This window comes from Tenacibaculum sp. Mcav3-52, from assembly GCF_022347665.1.
GTDB classification, from domain to species: Bacteria; Bacteroidota; Bacteroidia; order Flavobacteriales; family Flavobacteriaceae; genus Polaribacter; species Polaribacter mesophilus.
In genome coordinates this window covers 368,553-385,517 of sequence record NZ_JAKRGE010000001.1, presented here as the reverse complement: position 1 = coordinate 385,517, position 16,965 = coordinate 368,553, and the positions used below count along the sequence as shown (strand labels likewise).

Annotated in this window: 18 protein-coding genes; 11 read left to right on the top strand and 7 right to left on the bottom strand. The window is 31.6% G+C overall.

Annotated features, from left to right (window positions below):
• Positions 1–41: 41 nt before the first annotated feature.
• On the bottom strand, positions 42–944 hold the full coding sequence (locus MHM83_RS01815; RefSeq protein ID WP_239178229.1) for a DNA cytosine methyltransferase: 903 nt from the start codon (positions 942–944) through the stop codon (positions 42–44).
• Positions 945–1,189: 245 nt separating this feature from the next.
• On the opposite strand from MHM83_RS01815, the gene MHM83_RS01810 reads away from it, so the two are divergent.
• From MHM83_RS01810 to MHM83_RS01795, 4 genes are all read left to right on the top strand, one after another.
• On the top strand, positions 1,190–1,891 hold the full coding sequence (locus MHM83_RS01810; RefSeq protein ID WP_239178228.1) for a recombinase family protein: 702 nt from the start codon (positions 1,190–1,192) through the stop codon (positions 1,889–1,891).
• A gap of 341 nt (positions 1,892–2,232) precedes the next feature.
• The gene (locus MHM83_RS01805) at positions 2,233–2,955 is read left to right on the top strand and encodes a DUF5131 family protein (protein WP_239178227.1); all 723 of its coding nucleotides are present in this window, start codon (positions 2,233–2,235) and stop codon (positions 2,953–2,955) included.
• Between the two features lie 65 nt (positions 2,956–3,020).
• The gene (locus tag MHM83_RS01800) at positions 3,021–3,356 is read left to right on the top strand and encodes a helix-turn-helix domain-containing protein (protein ID WP_239178226.1); all 336 of its coding nucleotides are present in this window, start codon (positions 3,021–3,023) and stop codon (positions 3,354–3,356) included.
• Entirely contained in the window at positions 3,353–4,612 is a 1,260-nt protein-coding gene (locus MHM83_RS01795) for a tyrosine-type recombinase/integrase (RefSeq protein WP_239178225.1), read from the top strand. Before MHM83_RS01800 ends, MHM83_RS01795 begins: the two co-directional genes overlap by 4 nt.
• Before the next feature lie 218 nt (positions 4,613–4,830).
• On the opposite strand, the gene MHM83_RS01790 is transcribed toward MHM83_RS01795, so the two are convergent.
• Positions 4,831–5,253, bottom strand: coding sequence for a molybdenum cofactor biosynthesis protein MoaE (locus tag MHM83_RS01790; RefSeq protein WP_239178224.1), 423 nt, complete (start codon positions 5,251–5,253; stop codon positions 4,831–4,833).
• 112 nt (positions 5,254–5,365) lie between these two features.
• On the opposite strand from MHM83_RS01790, the gene MHM83_RS01785 reads away from it, so the two are divergent.
• Positions 5,366–6,553 (top strand): phosphoglycerate kinase, encoded by a 1,188-nt coding sequence (locus MHM83_RS01785; protein ID WP_239178223.1) that lies wholly within the window; start codon positions 5,366–5,368, stop codon positions 6,551–6,553.
• A 126-nt stretch (positions 6,554–6,679) separates the two neighbouring features.
• Entirely contained in the window at positions 6,680–7,720 is a 1,041-nt protein-coding gene (locus MHM83_RS01780) for an NADP(H)-dependent aldo-keto reductase (protein WP_159611059.1), read from the top strand.
• Between the two features lie 195 nt (positions 7,721–7,915).
• Here MHM83_RS01780 and MHM83_RS01775 read toward each other — a convergent pair whose 3' ends face one another.
• Positions 7,916–8,446 (bottom strand): CvpA family protein, encoded by a 531-nt coding sequence (locus MHM83_RS01775; RefSeq protein ID WP_159611057.1) that lies wholly within the window; start codon positions 8,444–8,446, stop codon positions 7,916–7,918.
• Positions 8,447–8,527: 81 nt separating this feature from the next.
• On the opposite strand from MHM83_RS01775, the gene MHM83_RS01770 reads away from it, so the two are divergent.
• The gene (locus MHM83_RS01770; protein WP_159611055.1) at positions 8,528–8,884 is read left to right on the top strand and encodes a hypothetical protein; all 357 of its coding nucleotides are present in this window, start codon (positions 8,528–8,530) and stop codon (positions 8,882–8,884) included.
• Here the strand turns inward: MHM83_RS01770 and MHM83_RS01765 are convergent.
• Positions 8,881–9,675 (bottom strand): SDR family oxidoreductase, encoded by a 795-nt coding sequence (locus MHM83_RS01765; protein WP_159509225.1) that lies wholly within the window; start codon positions 9,673–9,675, stop codon positions 8,881–8,883. The two genes, MHM83_RS01770 and MHM83_RS01765, sit on opposite strands and share 4 nt — an antisense overlap.
• A gap of 124 nt (positions 9,676–9,799) precedes the next feature.
• On the opposite strand from MHM83_RS01765, the gene MHM83_RS01760 reads away from it, so the two are divergent.
• A complete protein-coding gene (locus MHM83_RS01760) occupies positions 9,800–11,182 on the top strand; it encodes a TlpA disulfide reductase family protein (protein WP_082118598.1) in 1,383 nt (460 codons plus the stop codon).
• A gap of 54 nt (positions 11,183–11,236) precedes the next feature.
• Here the strand turns inward: MHM83_RS01760 and MHM83_RS01755 are convergent, their stop codons facing one another.
• Positions 11,237–11,596 (bottom strand): YraN family protein, encoded by a 360-nt coding sequence (locus MHM83_RS01755; RefSeq protein ID WP_159611053.1) that lies wholly within the window; start codon positions 11,594–11,596, stop codon positions 11,237–11,239.
• Between the two features lie 39 nt (positions 11,597–11,635).
• On the opposite strand from MHM83_RS01755, the gene MHM83_RS01750 reads away from it, so the two are divergent.
• Positions 11,636–11,845 carry a YgaP family membrane protein gene (locus MHM83_RS01750; RefSeq protein WP_159611051.1) on the top strand — a complete coding sequence of 70 codons (210 nt, stop codon included), beginning with the start codon at positions 11,636–11,638 and terminating at the stop codon, positions 11,843–11,845.
• Here the strand turns inward: MHM83_RS01750 and MHM83_RS01745 are convergent.
• Positions 11,842–12,828: a S66 peptidase family protein gene (locus tag MHM83_RS01745; RefSeq protein ID WP_159611049.1), complete on the bottom strand. Its 987-nt coding sequence runs from the start codon at positions 12,826–12,828 to the stop codon at positions 11,842–11,844. The genes MHM83_RS01750 and MHM83_RS01745 overlap by 4 nt on opposite strands.
• A 115-nt stretch (positions 12,829–12,943) precedes the next feature.
• On the opposite strand from MHM83_RS01745, the gene metG reads away from it, so the two are divergent.
• Together metG and MHM83_RS01735 are read left to right on the top strand one after the other, a co-directional pair.
• Positions 12,944–14,998: a methionine--tRNA ligase gene (gene metG, locus MHM83_RS01740; protein ID WP_239178222.1), complete on the top strand. Its 2,055-nt coding sequence runs from the start codon at positions 12,944–12,946 to the stop codon at positions 14,996–14,998.
• A 74-nt stretch (positions 14,999–15,072) separates the two neighbouring features.
• A complete protein-coding gene (locus MHM83_RS01735) occupies positions 15,073–16,524 on the top strand; it encodes a hypothetical protein (RefSeq protein ID WP_239178221.1) in 1,452 nt (483 codons plus the stop codon).
• A 182-nt stretch (positions 16,525–16,706) separates the two neighbouring features.
• Here MHM83_RS01735 and MHM83_RS01730 read toward each other — a convergent pair whose 3' ends face one another.
• A complete protein-coding gene (locus tag MHM83_RS01730) occupies positions 16,707–16,961 on the bottom strand; it encodes a hypothetical protein (protein WP_047787916.1) in 255 nt (84 codons plus the stop codon).
• Positions 16,962–16,965 lie beyond the last annotated feature (4 nt).

Genomic DNA, 16,965 nt, shown 5'->3' with positions numbered 1-16,965 from the left:
TTCTGTTGGTTAGGTCCTGTAGTTTGTCTTGTATTTGTTGTTTACTCATCCATTGTTGTATTAAAATCTGCGTGAGATAGAATGTGTTTTACCGAATCCAAAGTGAAACTGTTTCCGATTGATTTTCGACCCGGTGTAGGTTTTAAAATACTAGAAACATAACCATATGGAAGTGTCTGCATATTTTCTAGCTCAGATATTGTAAACGGTCTGAAGAGTTTTTTTACTTCTTCATCGTTCATATCTTCAATTAGTTCTAGTTTTCGCTCCTTGGACTCGTAGCAGAAATCTTTATCCAAGAATACTACTTGTCCAATGCTACGTGTTAGATAACGTATCAATCCATTACGTGTGTACGGAACGTTTTTTGTCAAAATCGCATTCGCTTTACGTTTATCCACCCACCCATTTTCAACGCTTTTCTGCAATATTATTTTGTTGTCGGTTGGTATACTCACATTAGGAATATTAGTCCAATACAAGCGATTTCTTAGTGCGGGACCAACAAGCGAACTGTTTATTTGAATCGGTTCAACTCCGAGTAAGTCACTAATTATTTTGCGGTCCCGTTTACTCATACTTCCAACGTTTTCCATTAGGTAGTATTTCGGTTTTACTTCTTGAAGGATACGCAACGCCTCATAGAATAGACTAGATTTCTCACCAGCTAATCCCGAACGGTTTTTACGTAATGAGCTTAAATCTTGACAAGGGCTACCAAATACCATCAAGTCGATTGGAAGTAATTCAGAGGTATCAATGCTACGGACATCACCAAGCTGAATTGTCCCTGGGAAATGATGCTGGGTTACTTTAATTGGATTCTTGTCAATTTCAGAAGCATAGTAATTATTGATTGGGATGTTTAGTTGTTTTAGGGCTAATTGCGCCACAGATATACCGTCGAAAAGCGACAGCACGTTGATTCCATTTTCTGTATTCATAGATTGTTTTATCTATAAATAGTTTTGAAATCACTAAAAGTCCTTGGTTGGATGTTTTAGGTATAACAAAAAACAACAACACTAGTAACGACGGGGTCTCCCGTGAATAAAAAATTATAAAAATACTGGCACGGGAATGTTTTTCCTTGTATCCTTGAATCATGTTATAAAAAAAGGTGTACGATTTCCCATAACGGCTGGGGCTCCCTAATAAAGGGTGAAAACCAAGCAAAATGACCTTGAAAATGATGTCAACCTTTTTTTATAACGGTAAAACAAGTTTAACATCAATTTTAATCATTATGGTACAAGTAGCAATCTTCGGAAGAACTTCAACACAGGAACAGGATTATCAACGTCAAGTTGTGGATATGCAAAAAATAGCAGATAGATTTAATTATGAAGTAGTAAGTATTATAACTGAAAAAATAAGTGGAGCTAAAAAAAATGAAGAACGAGCTGGAATTCAACAATTATTAGAAGAAGCCAGAGCGGGTAAATTTCAAAAAGTGTTAGTTACAGAAGTTTCACGACTTGGACGTTCAACATTAGAAACACTAAAACTTGTTGAAGAACTTCACCAATTAAATATCAGTATCTATTTACAAGATTTGAATGCAGAAACATTAAATGAAAACGGTGAGATGAATATGCAAACAGAAATGATGTTGCATATGTTATCCCTATTCGCTAAAAATGAACGAAGAACTTCAATTGCTAGAATTCGTTCTGGTATGAAACAAGCCAAAATTAATGGTGTTCATTGTGGGAGACCAAAAGGGACAAAAGAGGATAAAGAAAAATTTTTAGCAAAATATTCTAAAGTCGTAGGAGGTTTAAAAAGAGGTTTTAGCGTTAGGGAATGTGTACAATTATACTCAGTGTCACTTGGAACTGTTGCTAAAATTAGAAAATTAGTCTTTGAAGATATAGAATTAGCAGCTTAATTTGATGGAAGAGTAATTTTTATTTAAAATATTCTATAGTGTTTTTTTTGATAAAAAACAAATTTATTTTCAAAAATCCGTGCATCTCCAATTTTTTAGGGGTATCTTTGTATAAGATTGGTTAATTAGCCAATTCTATTTTAAAACTATTCTGTTAACTAAAGAATAGTTCAGCAAATTTCATCTATAGATTTTTAAAGTAGCCAATAAGGCTATAGGACGAATTATGTCTTGATTTTACTAACGTGAAATCGAACTAGGATAACTATGTCCAATAGTTACCAAAAAAATAAAGTATTAATGTTTAGCTATGAGATAAATAGCAAAAAAAAGAAAAAATTATGAGTAAAAGTAAAATTGAATGGACAGAAAAAACGTGGAATCCAGTAACAGGATGTGATAAAGTATCAAAAGGATGCAAGTTTTGTTATGCAGAAGTAATGGCAAAACGATTAAAAGCAATGAAAAACCCTAGGTATTTAAACGGATTTAAACTAACGCTCCATGAAGATAAGATTGATGAACCTAGGCGTTGGAGAAAAGGTAGAGTTGTTTTTGTAAATAGTATGAGCGACTTATTTCATAAAGATGTGCCGCTAGAATTCATTCAGAAAGTATTCAAGACAATGAATGAAACTCCGCAACATATTTATCAAATTTTGACAAAGCGAAGTGAACGACTAGCAGAGATAAGTCATAAACTAAACTGGACGGATAACATTTGGATGGGGGTTTCTGTGGAAGATGCCGAAGTGTTAAATAGAATGGATGATTTAAAAAAGTGTGGAGCAAAAACCAAATTCATATCAGCAGAACCACTTTTAGGAGCGCTAAACAATATGGATTTATCTGGAATTCATTGGGTAATTGTAGGTGGTGAATCTGGTTTTAAAGCAAGACCAATGGAAAAAGATTGGGTTATTGATATAAAAAATCAATGTGATGAACAGAATGTTACATTTTTCTTTAAACAATGGGGAGGAGAAAATAAAAAGAAAGCTGGAAATCTATTAGATGGACAGAAATATGAAGCATTTCCAAATAATTTAAAACTGAACAAATAATAACAAAATATATAGGCTCTGTTTTCGGACAGAGCTGAAATATTATAAAACGAGAAGAAGAAAGAATGTTTTTATATAAAGTAAAGAATTTAAGTCTAAATGAAGTAGCAGATAGACTTAGTTTAAAAGACAAAAGGACTGTCAATAGATGGTTAAAAGAGAATAATATTCCTTTTTATAAAATAGGAAATAGACTTCATGTTGATGAATTTCAATTTGAGTTTAAGCGACAACAGTTGGTTGTAGAAAAACTAATGAAACTATACCCTAACCAATGGTTTGAGATATATGATGTAACAACTACAGATAAGTTAATGGTGCAAGCAATATTTAAGTTGTTTCAACCAAGACCTAAAGCGAATAGTGTAATTACTAACAAAAAAAGAAAATTTATAAAATGATGAGGTTAAAAATTGAAAAAAATAATTATGGTCTACGAGTTTATTGTACGAAATGTAAAAAACAGTATTATCATCATAACATTAACCAGTGTAAACATGAAGAATACCAACATTATAAATCAATTGTTTCTTATAGTAATGGAAGAAAGGCTAAAATGTATAAAACGAAAAAGTATGATGAGGCATTAATTTCAGCAATTCAATTTAAGAAGGACGTAAAAAATGGTGTGTTAAATGAGGATTCCATAAAAGATATGATAAATTTAAATAACATATCAATTATTGATGCAGCCAATATGTTTTTAGAGTATAAACATGGAATAGATGTACCGTTGCATTTAAAAAAAGAAATTTCTAAAAAGCATTTAAACGAAATTAAAAACAATGTTCAACTGTTTATTAATATACTTAGAGACAAGAAAATAAATATTGAAATGATGACTATTGATTCCATTAGTGATAAACATGTTGGTTACTGGTATGAATATGTAACTGAGAAATATTCAATAGGAAGTTTAAGTACAAAGCTGAAAATAATTAAATCATTTATTAATCATATGATTGAAGAGGTTGGTGTTGTTATGAAGAATCCTTTTAAAAAAGTTATTCTTGATGAGGTACTTTGTAATGTCAATTCAATAACAAAAGAAGAGTTTTTCAATGTAATAGATGCAGTTGAAAATAAAACTCCATTTCAGCAACTAGGGGGTAATCGTAAGGAACGAAAGAATCGTTATAAACCTTATCTAGTTAATGGTTTTAAATTAGCTTTACACACTGGATTAAGGCATGAGGAGCTTGTAACGTTGACATGGAATGACTTGTTTTTTAGTAGAAAGAACAATTGTTACATGTTTGTAATTGATAATTTAAAAGTAGAGCGTATAACAGGTAAAAAGTTTAAAAAGAAGTATATTCCTGTTGGTGAAGATTTATTTGAGTTACTACAAGAATTAGGGTTTGAAGATTTGAAAGAGAGTGAATTGTATGTTCTGGAACCTAAAAGGACGATTAGTTATAAAACAATGATGGCTAACCTGTCAAAAGGATTTAGTCATTATTATAAGCAAGCCTACCCTAATAGAGAAGGAATGAAATTTAAAGTTTTAAGAAAGACTTATTTAACTTATCTAAATAAAGAAGTAGGGAAAAATATGATTGAATTAAGTTCTCATGGAAGTATGAAAACTTTACAAAAACATTATATTGATGAGGAAATAGCTACTAGAGGATTAAATATGAGAATATTTGAATAATGTTATACACTTATAAGACTGCACTACCAAAGCCCACCATCATATTGTTGATTTGTGGGTTTTGTTTTATGTGGTTGTTTTTTAAGCAGTTACGACGGTTTGGTTTTTCTCCATAATTTACTGCCAGTCAAACGCTCTAGCCAACTGAGCTAATGCCCCAATAAAGATTGTTATGCATTTACATTATTAGAAATGACTTATTACCAAATATAGTGTTTTTAAGGGTGCGCATTCACCCAAACTTCACCATCTTCAAAAAATTCTTTTTTCCAAATAGGAACTGCTTCTTTTAAGGTATCTATAGCATATTGGCAAGCTTCAAAAGCCGCTTTTCTATGTGGAGAAGAAACAGTAATAATTACAGGAACATCACCAATCGTTAACAAGCCTTCCGCATGGTGAATAGCAATTTTTGTTACACTAAACTTTCCCAAAACTGCATCCGCAATTTTTTGCATTTCCTTAATTGCCATGGGCTTGTAGGTAGAAAAATCTAGTTGAGTTACTTTTTTGTTTTGTGTAGCATTTCTTACAGTACCTACAAAAACAGCGATTCCACCACAAGAAGGATCAGCTACAAAATCGTAACATTCTTGTAAATTAAGTTTTTCAGAAGTTATTTTTATAGATGTTGTGTTCATATTAATAAGCATGTAAGTTTAACAAAGATATAAGATTGAAAGCTCAAAAAGAATAGAAACCAATCAGATTTAAATAATTATTTTTGTTTGCTGAAACAGAACACAACTTAAAATGAAAACATTGAACGATTTCAATTTCGAAAATAAAAAAGCATTAATTCGCGTAGATTTTAATGTGCCTTTAAACGATAGTTTTGAAGTAACAGACGATACAAGAATCCAAGCAGCAAAACCAACGATTATTAAAATATTAGAAGATGGTGGTAGCTGTGTGTTAATGTCGCATTTAGGGCGTCCGAAAGGAAAAGAAGATCAATTTTCGTTACGTCATATTGTTAGCAAGGTAACAGAAGTGTTAGGTGTACAAGTGAAGTTTGTTGATGATTGTATTGGTTCAGTAGTTGAAGAAGCAGTAACTAATTTAAAAAGCGGAGAAGTTTTATTGTTAGAAAACTTACGTTTTTATACAGAAGAAAAAGCGGGAGATGTTGCTTTTGCTGAACAATTAGCTAAATGGGGAGATGCGTATGTAAATGATGCTTTTGGTACAGCACACAGAGCACATGCATCTACTGCGATTATCGCACAATTTTTTCCAGAAAATAAATGCTTCGGAAATTTATTAGCAACTGAGATTGAAAGCATCGATAAGGTATTAAACAATTCAGAGAAACCAGTGACCGCTATTTTAGGAGGGGCGAAAGTGTCGTCTAAAATTGGTGTGATTGAAAATATTATTGAAAAAGTAGATCACATTATTGTTGGTGGTGGTATGACGTTTACGTTTATCAAAGCTTTAGGAGGTAAGATAGGAAACTCATTAGTTGAAGAGGATAAATTAGAGTTGGCATTAGAAATTTTAGCGAAAGCAAAAGAGAATAATACAGAAATCCATTTACCAATAGATGCTGTTATTGCAGATGCTTTTTCAAACGATGCGAATACGCAAGTAGTAGATACAAACGAAATTCCTGATGGGTGGATGGGATTAGATTGTGGATCTAAAACCGTTGAAAAGTTTGCTGAAGTTATCGCAAAATCAAAAACAATTTTATGGAATGGTCCTTTAGGAGTTTTTGAAATGGAAAAGTTTGCGCAAGGAACCATTGGTTTAGGACATGCTATTGAAGAAGCAACTAAAAATGGAGCGTTCTCACTTGTAGGTGGTGGAGATTCGGTTGCTGCGGTAAAACAATTCGGATTTGCTGATAAAGTGAGTTATGTATCTACAGGTGGAGGAGCAATGTTAGAAATGTTAGAAGGACAAACCTTACCAGGAATTGAAGCTATTTTAAAATAATTCGTCATTTCGAGTGGTAGCGAGAAATCTCATAAAGGAGTAACTTTTTAAATTAAAGATTTCTCAATTGTACCTCTTTCGAAATGATCATTGGTTTACAGTAAATCTTTAATAATTACAGAATAAATGAAATACACAACACTACCCAATACCGATGTAAAAGTTTCTAAAATTTGTTTAGGAACAATGACATGGGGTCGACAGAATACTGAAGCAGAAGGTCATGAACAAATGGATTACGCCTTAGAGAAAGGGGTAAACTTTTTTGATACCGCAGAATTGTATTCTGTACCAGCAACACCAGAAACATACGGAGCAACAGAAAAAATTATTGGTTCTTGGTTTAAGAAAACAGGAAACAGAGAAAAAGTAGTGTTAGCGTCTAAAATTGCTGGAGGAGGCGATTATACAGCTCATATTAGGACAGGTGGCTTTAATAGAAAAAATATATCAGAAGCTATAGAAGGTAGCTTGAAACGGTTACAAACAGATTACATCGATTTATATCAATTGCATTGGCCAGATCGTGGAGTAAACTGTTTTGGAGTACGTGATTATCCGTATAAAACTTCTGCAGAAGAAGCTGAAAAGCATTTAGAGATTTTAGAAACTTTGAATGACTTCGTAAAACAAGGAAAGATAAAACATGTAGGTTTGTCTAACGAAACTCCTTGGGGAACGATGAAATATCTGCAAACAGCAGAACAGCATGGTTTACCAAGAATGGTTACGATTCAAAACTCATATTCATTAATTCATAGAGGATATGAAGTGGGAATGTCTGAGGTTTCTATGAGAGAAAATATTGGCTTACTGGCTTACTCTCCTTTAGCACAAGGAGTATTAACAGGAAAATATATTGATGGAAAAACTCCAGAGGGAGCGAGAGGAACCTTATTTCCAAGGTTTATCGCTAGATATAAAAATGAAGGTTCAGAAAAAGCGGTTTTAGAGTATCAAAAAATAGCCAATAAATATGGGTTGACGTTAACGGAATTATCGTTGGCGTATATTAATCAGTTACCATTTGTAACTAGTAATATTATTGGAGCTACAAAAATGAGTCAGCTAAAAGAGAATATCAATTCTATCAATATTGAACTGTCTGAAGATATTTTAGCAGAGATTGAAGCGGTGCATACAATGATTCCTAATCCAGCTCCATAGTTGGGCAAAAGAAATAAAATAGAAAGTCAATATAAATTTTATATTGACTTTTTGATAGATTTAATGTGTAAACCTAATTATAAAACTGTTACAGTACAAAAAGTATACAGAGGAAGGGTTTAAAAAGAGAAGTTGGTCTTAGTATATTAAGAGATGACACCCGATAGATTTTAACAAATTAAAGAGGCTCAGCACTTATATTGTTATTTCTAGCTCTTTATTATCTTTATTTTCTTGTGTTTCTTGGTCTTTTATAATCGAAGGAAAAATCGTTGGAGCAATCTTCTTTACTGGTTTAAATAAAATAGACTCTTCTAGGCTTTTCTCTTTTACAAACGGAATAGTATCATTCATTTTTCCGAAGAAAATAAAAACTACACTTAAAATTAATCCAATTTTTAAAGCACCGAAAACACCACCTAAAATTTTGTTCAAAATTCCTAAAGCTGCAAAATCAGCTATTTTGGTTAAAATTTTTCCTAATAGTGCTATAGCTACAATTATGACCACAAAAGTTCCAGCAAAAGCCGCCAAAGAAATATACTTTTCATCCCAAGTAACACTAGTTTTCAACCAATCTCCAATAAAGTATGAAAAATGGATAGCCCCATAAACTCCTGCAACCAAAGCAACTAGTGAAGCAACCTCTACAAACAACCCTTTCATTAAACCTCTTACAAAGCCAAAAAGTAGTAATGCTGCAATAATAATATCAAAAGTATTCATAAATATAAAAGCCTTCTACTATAAAATCTATGCTCAAATATACATAACTCATTTGTATCTTTGCTTTTTCAAAAAGCACAAATGGCAAAAGAAATCAATTTAAAAGAAAAGTGGGATTTTGTAATAACTCAATTATCACAACAATTTGCTGACGGTGATGAGCTTAATATAGATGGAGTTATCTACCTAATTGGCGTTCAAGAATTGGGACAAGGGCATCGTAAGTTTAAAAAAGATGAAAAGGTAAACCTTATGCATATTGCTATTTGTAAGTTGTTAGAACCTTACGGATACTATGAATTCGATTTTTTTGACGATGATGGATGGCCTCACTATAAAACTGTAACCGAATTACCCAACTTAAAACCAGGTGAACAATCGGTTTTAATGAAAGAAGCCATCATTAATTATTTTGAACTAATTAATTTTTTTGATTAAGTAACACTTAATTTCCGAATCATTTTTGATAATAACTTAGGGAAAAAACGTTTCGTATATACACCTAACTTTTCCTTCACACCTGCTATATAAACTTCTTCTTTTTTATTCTTTATAGCTTTTAACATCATTCTAGCAAATCTATCTGGATCTATACCATTTGCTGTCGCTATGTCCATTGTACTTTGCGGGGTACCATTTCCTGTTAATGCATTTTTCGACACATTGGTAGTTACAAATCCTGGACAAATTAAAGTAACAGCAATGTTGTCTTTATAATGTTCTGCTCTCAAACTATCAAAAAAACCATGTAAAGCATGTTTCGTAGCAGCGTACGTAGAACGTAATGGAGTTCCTATTTTACCAACAATACTCGTAGTTACAACAAAATGCCCTGATTTATTTTCAATAAAATGAGGTAACAAGGCTTTTGTAAGCGCCACAGTTCCTAAATAATTAACATCCATCAAACGTTTATCAACTTTTATTGAAGTATTTTTCACTAGCGATCGTTGACTTATTCCTCCGTTGTTCACTAAAACATCTACTCTTCCAAAAAATGAAATTGCTTTGATTACCCTCTCATGAAGGTTTTCATAATCTTCTAAATCTAAAGGCAAAATCATAACTTTTTCAGGAAATTTACAACTCTTTTTCACTTCTCTTAAAATGCTTTCATTTCTTGATGATATAATTAATTTTGCTTCATAATTAGATAACTCAATGACTAGAGATTTACCGATTCCTGAAGACGCACCTGTTACCCAAAATATTTGTTCTTTAAAGTTCATGTTTTCAAATGATTAAAAAAACGTTTCTAAAATACACAAGATAAAATAAAAGTGGTACACTTCTTGGATAGAAGTTCGTAAATGACTAGTTTTAAAACCTTATTAATAACCCTTTTTAAATATTATGATGAAAAAATTACTGGCTCTATTAATATTCACCACATCACTTGCAAATGCACAGTATACTGTTAAAGGTACCATGACCCCTCCAGACAAAGGAGATTGGGTTATTTTATATAAAATTGAGGGAGCAAAACAAAAGTTTCTTGCCAATGCCACCATTAAATTTGATACTGTAGCTATAAGCGGTGAAAAACAAGTTTTAGGTAAATTTAGTTTTGAACTACCTAATACAGCAACTCCAGGTGCTTACAGAGCTACTTATAGAAATTCTGGTGCAGGTTTTGTTGATTTTTTCTTTAATAAAGAAAATGTTGAATTTGTTTTTAATCCAAAATATCCGGACCAATCGGTTTTATTTACTAGCTCTAGAGAAAACAAATTATACAATGAATACTTACAAGCATATAATGCTGTTCAAAAAAAGATAGATTCATTACAAGCTTCTTATATTGAAACTAAATCAAAAGACACAAAAAAAGCATACAAAAAAGAGCTTAAAGAGTTAGAAGATGTTCAAGAAATGTATGAAAATAAGTCTGAAGGAATGTTAGTAAATAGTTTTATAAAAGCCTCTCGCCGTTATAATTCATCTAACCCTCATGATAATGTTCAAGATTATTTATCTGCTACTAGTGAAAACTTTTTTGAGTATGTAGATTTTAAAAGTGACAAACTATACAATTCTTCTTTTTTGATTGACCGAATTAACGATTATGTTTTTTACCTAAATTATTCTGAAGATAAGGATGTTCAACAAAAATTAATAAAGGAATCTATTACCAATGTTATGAAGAAAATTTCTTCTGACAAGTTAGAAAAAGCAGTTATCGATTATTTAATTAGTGCTCTTACTGAAAAACGTAACGGGCCTGCAGTAGACTGGATGTTTGCTGAATATTATGACAAACTTCCTGCTGAAGATCAAGATGTTGATTTTAAAAAGGAAAAACTAGACATCTTACTTGCAACAGTAGGTAGAGTGGCACCTGATTTTTCTTGGAAAGAAGGAGATAAAGAATATAAATTATCAACATTAAATGATGGAAACAAGTATTTGTTAGTATTCTGGAGTACTGGTTGCCCACACTGTATAAAAGAAATTCCAGAACTTTATAAGTTTATGCAAACTCATAAAGAAGTATCGGTAGTTTCTTTTGGTATTGAAAATGAAGAAAATGAATGGGACGAGTTTGTTAAGAATTTACCAGGATGGCACAATGCTATTGGAACACATCCTGAATATAAATTTGACAACGAAACCGTAAAAAAGTACAATCTACTTGGTACTCCATCTTACTTCGTATTAGACAAAGACAAGAATATTATCGCCATGCCTGATCATGTTGAAGATGTAGAAAAATACTTCAATAGCGATAAGAAATAAATATCAATATAACGTAAAGAAAAAGCTCAACAAATTTGTTGAGCTTTTTCTTTTTTAAAAATATAAAAATGCATCTTCAATATGCTCTATTACAAACTCATTTCGTTGTTTAATGATAGCAATGATATCAAACCGTATTTCAACATCTAACCCTCGTTCATTTACATAATTATCAATAGCAGTAACTAATAGCTTTATTTTCTTTGAGTTCACAAAGTCTTGTGGATTTCCAAAATAAGATGTAGATCTTGTTTTAACCTCAATAACAACCAATACATCTTTTTTTTGAGCAATAATATCAACCTCTGCTTTTTGGAAATAGTAATTTTTTTCAACAATAGTGTACCCATTTTTAACAAGATAATCTATTGCTAGTTGCTCTCCCTTCTTACCAAGTTCATTGTGTTGTGCCATTTAAAAACTTATATTTGAGTAACCGTAAGTCTTTTTATCATGAAAAAAAACATAGGAAACATTGATAAAGCTATTAGAACTTTCATTGCTCTTATAATAGCTATGCTATCTTACTTTGAATTTATTACAGGAATTTTTGGTAATATCTTACTTGTATTAGCAATTATACTTTTGGTTACTAGTTTAATAAATTTTTGCCCATTATACAAGTTGTTAGGAATAAACACATGTAGAACAAAAAACAGTTAATTAAATTCTACCAAACACTGCTTATTCTTACTTATCGATAATTTAACTTCTCTACCCATTATCAATGCTCTATTATCTGGTTCATGACCTGCAGGAAAATTAAATAATATAGGGATATCTTTAGGAACAACGTCCAAAATTAATTGTTCTATTGAACTTCCCCAAGGAGTGGTATTTCTCTTAATCTTAGTCATATCTCCCACAATAATCGCTTTAACTTTAGTAAAATACCCTGCTCGCCTTAAACTTTGTAACATTCTATCTATCGAGTACTTATATTCTCCTATTTCTTCAATAAACAAAACTTTTCCATCTGTAGAAATTTGACTGTCCGACCCTAACATCGAAGCCAAAATAGCAATATTACCACCCACTAATTCTCCTGAAACCTCACCTACTTTATTCTCTTGTGAAGCAGGAACTTCATAGCGTAATTTTTCTCCAAATAATGCTTTCTTAAAAGTAGCGATTGTTTGCACAAGATCATTTGGATCTTCTTCCATACTTGTTCCCATCATCGCATGCATTGTTTCAATACCTAAATTATGAATATGATTATGAAATGCTGTAACATCAGAATATCCAATAATCCATTTTGGATGTTTTTTAAACTTAGTAAAATCTAATCTATCTAAAATCCTCACAGAACCATATCCTCCGCGTGCACTCCAAATAGCCTTAATATTAGGATTGTCTAACGCGTCTTGAAAATCTTGACAACGCTCTTCATCGGTACCAGCAAAATGATCATTCTGATTAAACACATACTTACCATACACTACCTTTAACCCCCAGCTTTCTACTAAACTTTTAGCCTTATCAATAGTATGCTTACGGTTCTTTAAAATTCCAGCAGGAGCAACAATTGCAATCGTATCTCCTTTTTGCAAATAGGGTGGTGTGGTTAACTTCATTGTTTTATTTTGTGCATAACCTGATATAATTATCAGTATAAAAAATAAGGTAAAAATTCTTTTTTCCATAAACAAGTCTCTTTTCTTGACTTTAAAAGTCTAAAGTCCATCAAATGTACCTAATTTATAACAGTATAAAAAATTGCTTTTTCGTACTTTTGCGCTTTAATTTTAGTAGAAAAACATGAGTACACCAAAAAGATATACAATTACAGCAGCATTACCTTATACAAATGGACCAATCCATATTGGTCATTTGGCAGGAGTGTATGTTCCTGGAGATATTTATGCCCGTTATCTGCGTCAAAAAGGAAAAGACGTAGCCTATATTTGTGGTTCTGATGAACACGGAGTTGCGATACCAATGCGTGCTAAAAAAGAAGGTGTTACTCCACAAGCTATTATTGATAAGTACAACGGAATCATTAAAAAATCGTTTGAAGATTTCGGTATTTCTTTTGATAATTACTCGCGTACCTCGGCTGAAATTCATCATAAAACAGCTTCAGATTTCTTTATCAAATTATACAATGATGGTGAATTTGTTGAAGAAGTTACGCAACAATTGTATGATGAAGAAGCTAATCAATTTTTAGCAGATCGTTTTGTTATTGGTACATGCCCTAAATGTGGAAACGAAGAAAGTTATGGAGACCAATGTGAAAAATGTGGGACAAGTCATAATGCTACAGATTTAATTAATCCTAAATCAGCTATTACTGGAAATGTTCCTACCTTAAAAGAAACTAAACATTGGTTTTTACCTTTAGATAAACACGAAGCTTTCTTACGCGAATGGATTTTAGAAGGACATAAAAATGATTGGAAACCTAACGTATTAGGGCAATGTAAATCATGGATTGATGACGGACTACGTCCTCGTGCAGTAACCCGTGATTTAGATTGGGGAATTCCTGTTCCTGTTGAAGGTGCTGACGGAAAAGTTTTATATGTTTGGTTTGATGCGCCTATTGGTTATATCTCTTCTACTAAAGAATGGGCTGCTCGTGAAGGTAAAAACTGGGAAGATTATTGGAAAAAAGACGATACCAAATTAGTACACTTTATTGGTAAAGATAATATTGTATTTCATTGTATTATTTTCCCTGCTATGTTAAAAGCTCATGGTGATTTTATTTTACCTGAAAATGTACCAGCTAACGAATTTTTAAATTTAGAAGGAAATAAACTATCAACTTCTAAAAATTGGGCTGTTTGGTTACATGAGTACTTAGAGGAATTTCCTGACCAACAAGATGTGTTACGTTATACCTTAACAGCTAACGCTCCTGAAAATAAAGATAATGATTTTACTTGGAAAGATTTTCAAGCAAAGAACAATAACGAGTTAGTTGCTATTTTCGGAAACTTTATTAACCGTGTTGTAGTGTTAACAAACAAATACTACAACGGACAGGTACCACCTGCGGGGGAATTATTAGAAATTGACAAAGACACTTTAGAGCAATTACAGCAATTTCCAGATATTATTGCAAAGTCTATAGAACGTTATCGTTTTAGAGAAGCTTCTCAAGAAATGATGAATTTAGCGCGTTTAGGTAATAAGTACTTAGCTGACGAAGAGCCATGGAAAGTAATTAAAGTTGACGAAGAGCGCACCAAAACTATTATGAACGTTGCCTTGCAAATCGCAACAGGTTTAGCAGTGTTATCAGAACCTTTTTTACCGTTTACTTCAAGTAAATTAAAGTCAATTTTAAATATTGATACTATGCTTGCTTGGAATGATGTAGCTGAAAAAGATGTTTTATTACCTGAAGGCCATCAAGTAAACAAAGCTGAATTATTATTTTCTAAAATTGAAGATACTACAATTCAAACACAGTTAGACAAGTTAGAAGCTACCAAGAAAGCAAATGAAGCTGCTAACAAAGTAGTTGAGCCTCAAAAAGAAACTATTCAATTTGATGATTTCACAAAAATGGATATTCGAATAGGGACTATTGTTGCTGCTGAAAAAGTAGCTAAAACAAAAAAGCTACTGAAGCTTACCGTCGATGTTGGTATTGATACACGTACGATTGTTTCTGGTATTGCAGAAAGCTTTAAACCAGAAGATATCGTTGGTCAGCAAGTATCTGTATTGTGTAATTTAGCTCCAAGAAAATTACGTGGTGTAGAAAGCCAAGGAATGATTTTAATGACAGATACTCCTGAGGGTAAATTAGCTTTTGTTCAACCTTCTAAAAAGGTAAATAACGGAGAGTTTATAGCCTAAACAAAAAACAAGCTTTTATTATATTCGCAACCTCGCTTAAATGCGAGGTTTTTTATACCTCTTAATAACTAAAAATGAAAAAAAATTGTATCAACATCCTGTTTTTAATAGGATTTATGTGTAATTCTTTATTTGCTCAAACAGAAATTGCTAGTTTTAAAAACTTTTTAAAAGAAAACTCAACAGACATTAAAGATGTAATTCCTGTTGTAAATACTGAAAATAATGACTTGGCTATTTTAATTGCTGATGCTAAAAATGTGTACGCATATAAATTTAATGACGATTTTAAATTAACCGGTCAACTTTCATCTGAAACTAAGAAAAGGAAGTATAAAATACTTTTGGGAAGCAGTATTTACAATAATGAATATAAAATATTTTTAACCAATAAAAGTAACACACAATTTGCTGCTGTAAGTTTTTCTTTTGATAATAAAAAAAACACAGTAAAAGAGTTTTTACTTCCTTCTGGACAAACTTTTATCCAAACAGTCTCTTTAAAAAACAAATTTTATATTATTTCTGGAAATAAAGTAGATGGTAGTATATATTTAAACTACCTTAATGAAGATGGTAACTTACAATATATTCCACTAGACATTTCTGAGCTAAGACTTCTTAACGAAAAGAATAAAAAAGTAAGAATTGTAGATCTTTTGTTACCTTTTAACTACTCACCTATCAAAAAGTTTGAAGAAAATACACCTAACTCAATTGAATCAGTTTCTGAGACTGCCAAAATGTATTTAAAAGGTAATAACTTTATTATTTCTTTTGATAATAATAAAAATATAACTCAATTATTTACTGTAAACTTAACAAACTATAAAGTTTCAACAGCAACTTTCAACAAACCTCTTTCTAATATTAAATCAGGAAGAAAAAAAACTAATTCTTTTATTTTTGATAATAAAGTAGCAATAGTAGCAGCTACGAAGGATGTTTTATCAATGTACATCTTAGACTTAGCAACTGGGAATTTTATAAAAGAATATGCTGCTAGTAAAGATGAGGAAATACTCTTTAAAAACTCTCCAATCATTCAAAAAGGAGGCTTTTATAACGGTTATAGAGAGCTAGAAAAAACTAAGAAATTTTTACGTAAAATAACTACTGGTAAAATTGGTGTTTCAGTCATTAAAAATAAAAACAGTTACTTGTTTACTATAGGGGGGTATGTTGAACAAAGGTCTGCTGCTCCAATGATGATGGCAGGTTTTGGAGGAATAGGTGGACCAATAGCTAGCCTAGGAAGTGTAAATGTGAACCTTTTCTTTAACCCTACCATGTTTGCATATAATTCTTTCACCAATACAAAATCAACTCAAATTGAATGTTTATTTGATACAGGTTTTGAGCACATTAAAGACACCAAAATACCTAGGAATATTTTTGATAAAATAAAAAGTACCCCTAGAAAAAGCGATATTGCCTACACTATTTTCAAATATAAAGATTTTTATATTAGAAGTGATTATACCCCTAGCGACAAAACATATCACTTAAGAAAATTCACAAGATAAATTAACCTTTTACTATATTTGTAACCTTGCTATTCATGCGAGGTTTTAATACCTTTTGAGAAGTAAAAGTAAAAAAAAAGATTACAGTACTTTTGTAAATTTTATATGAATATTTTTTATTGATATCCTATATTAAAAACCCAGAATATATATTCTGGGTTTAGTTATTATATTTGAATTTCCTAGCTTTCTTCTTCGCCTACAAGTTCTCCTTGTGTGGTTACAGAGCCAGTAGTTGCGTTTCCATATACAGGAGTTTCATTTCTTAAAATGTCAATTACTCTAGCAAAATTATCTGCAGTCATATATGGAGTTTCCTGTCTTTTTCCCTGAAATGTCGTAAAGTAAAACTTACCCAAATCAATTTTAGGATCCCATAAAGCTTGATATTCTTTTAGTTTTGTCCATCCTGTTGTTCCTTGTGCATAATGTGGCATAATA

Bases quoted from the DNA above. Each gene is read 5' to 3' on its own strand.
- MHM83_RS01815 (WP_239178229.1), bottom strand. From the start codon at position 944: ATGAATACAGAAAATGGAATCAACGTGCTGTCGCTTTTCGACGGTATA.
- MHM83_RS01810 (WP_239178228.1), top strand. From the start codon at position 1,190: ATGATGTCAACCTTTTTTTATAACGGTAAAACAAGTTTAACATCAATT.
- MHM83_RS01805 (WP_239178227.1), top strand. From the start codon at position 2,233: ATGAGTAAAAGTAAAATTGAATGGACAGAAAAAACGTGGAATCCAGTA.
- MHM83_RS01800 (WP_239178226.1), top strand. From the start codon at position 3,021: ATGTTTTTATATAAAGTAAAGAATTTAAGTCTAAATGAAGTAGCAGAT.
- MHM83_RS01795 (WP_239178225.1), top strand. From the start codon at position 3,353: ATGATGAGGTTAAAAATTGAAAAAAATAATTATGGTCTACGAGTTTAT.
- MHM83_RS01790 (WP_239178224.1), bottom strand. From the start codon at position 5,253: ATGAACACAACATCTATAAAAATAACTTCTGAAAAACTTAATTTACAA.
- MHM83_RS01785 (WP_239178223.1), top strand. From the start codon at position 5,366: ATGAAAACATTGAACGATTTCAATTTCGAAAATAAAAAAGCATTAATT.
- MHM83_RS01780 (WP_159611059.1), top strand. From the start codon at position 6,680: ATGAAATACACAACACTACCCAATACCGATGTAAAAGTTTCTAAAATT.
- MHM83_RS01775 (WP_159611057.1), bottom strand. From the start codon at position 8,446: ATGAATACTTTTGATATTATTATTGCAGCATTACTACTTTTTGGCTTT.
- MHM83_RS01770 (WP_159611055.1), top strand. From the start codon at position 8,528: ATGGCAAAAGAAATCAATTTAAAAGAAAAGTGGGATTTTGTAATAACT.
- MHM83_RS01765 (WP_159509225.1), bottom strand. From the start codon at position 9,675: ATGAACTTTAAAGAACAAATATTTTGGGTAACAGGTGCGTCTTCAGGA.
- MHM83_RS01760 (WP_082118598.1), top strand. From the start codon at position 9,800: ATGATGAAAAAATTACTGGCTCTATTAATATTCACCACATCACTTGCA.
- MHM83_RS01755 (WP_159611053.1), bottom strand. From the start codon at position 11,596: ATGGCACAACACAATGAACTTGGTAAGAAGGGAGAGCAACTAGCAATA.
- MHM83_RS01750 (WP_159611051.1), top strand. From the start codon at position 11,636: ATGAAAAAAAACATAGGAAACATTGATAAAGCTATTAGAACTTTCATT.
- MHM83_RS01745 (WP_159611049.1), bottom strand. From the start codon at position 12,828: ATGGAAAAAAGAATTTTTACCTTATTTTTTATACTGATAATTATATCA.
- metG (WP_239178222.1), top strand. From the start codon at position 12,944: ATGAGTACACCAAAAAGATATACAATTACAGCAGCATTACCTTATACA.
- MHM83_RS01735 (WP_239178221.1), top strand. From the start codon at position 15,073: ATGAAAAAAAATTGTATCAACATCCTGTTTTTAATAGGATTTATGTGT.
- MHM83_RS01730 (WP_047787916.1), bottom strand. From the start codon at position 16,961: ATGCCACATTATGCACAAGGAACAACAGGATGGACAAAACTAAAAGAA.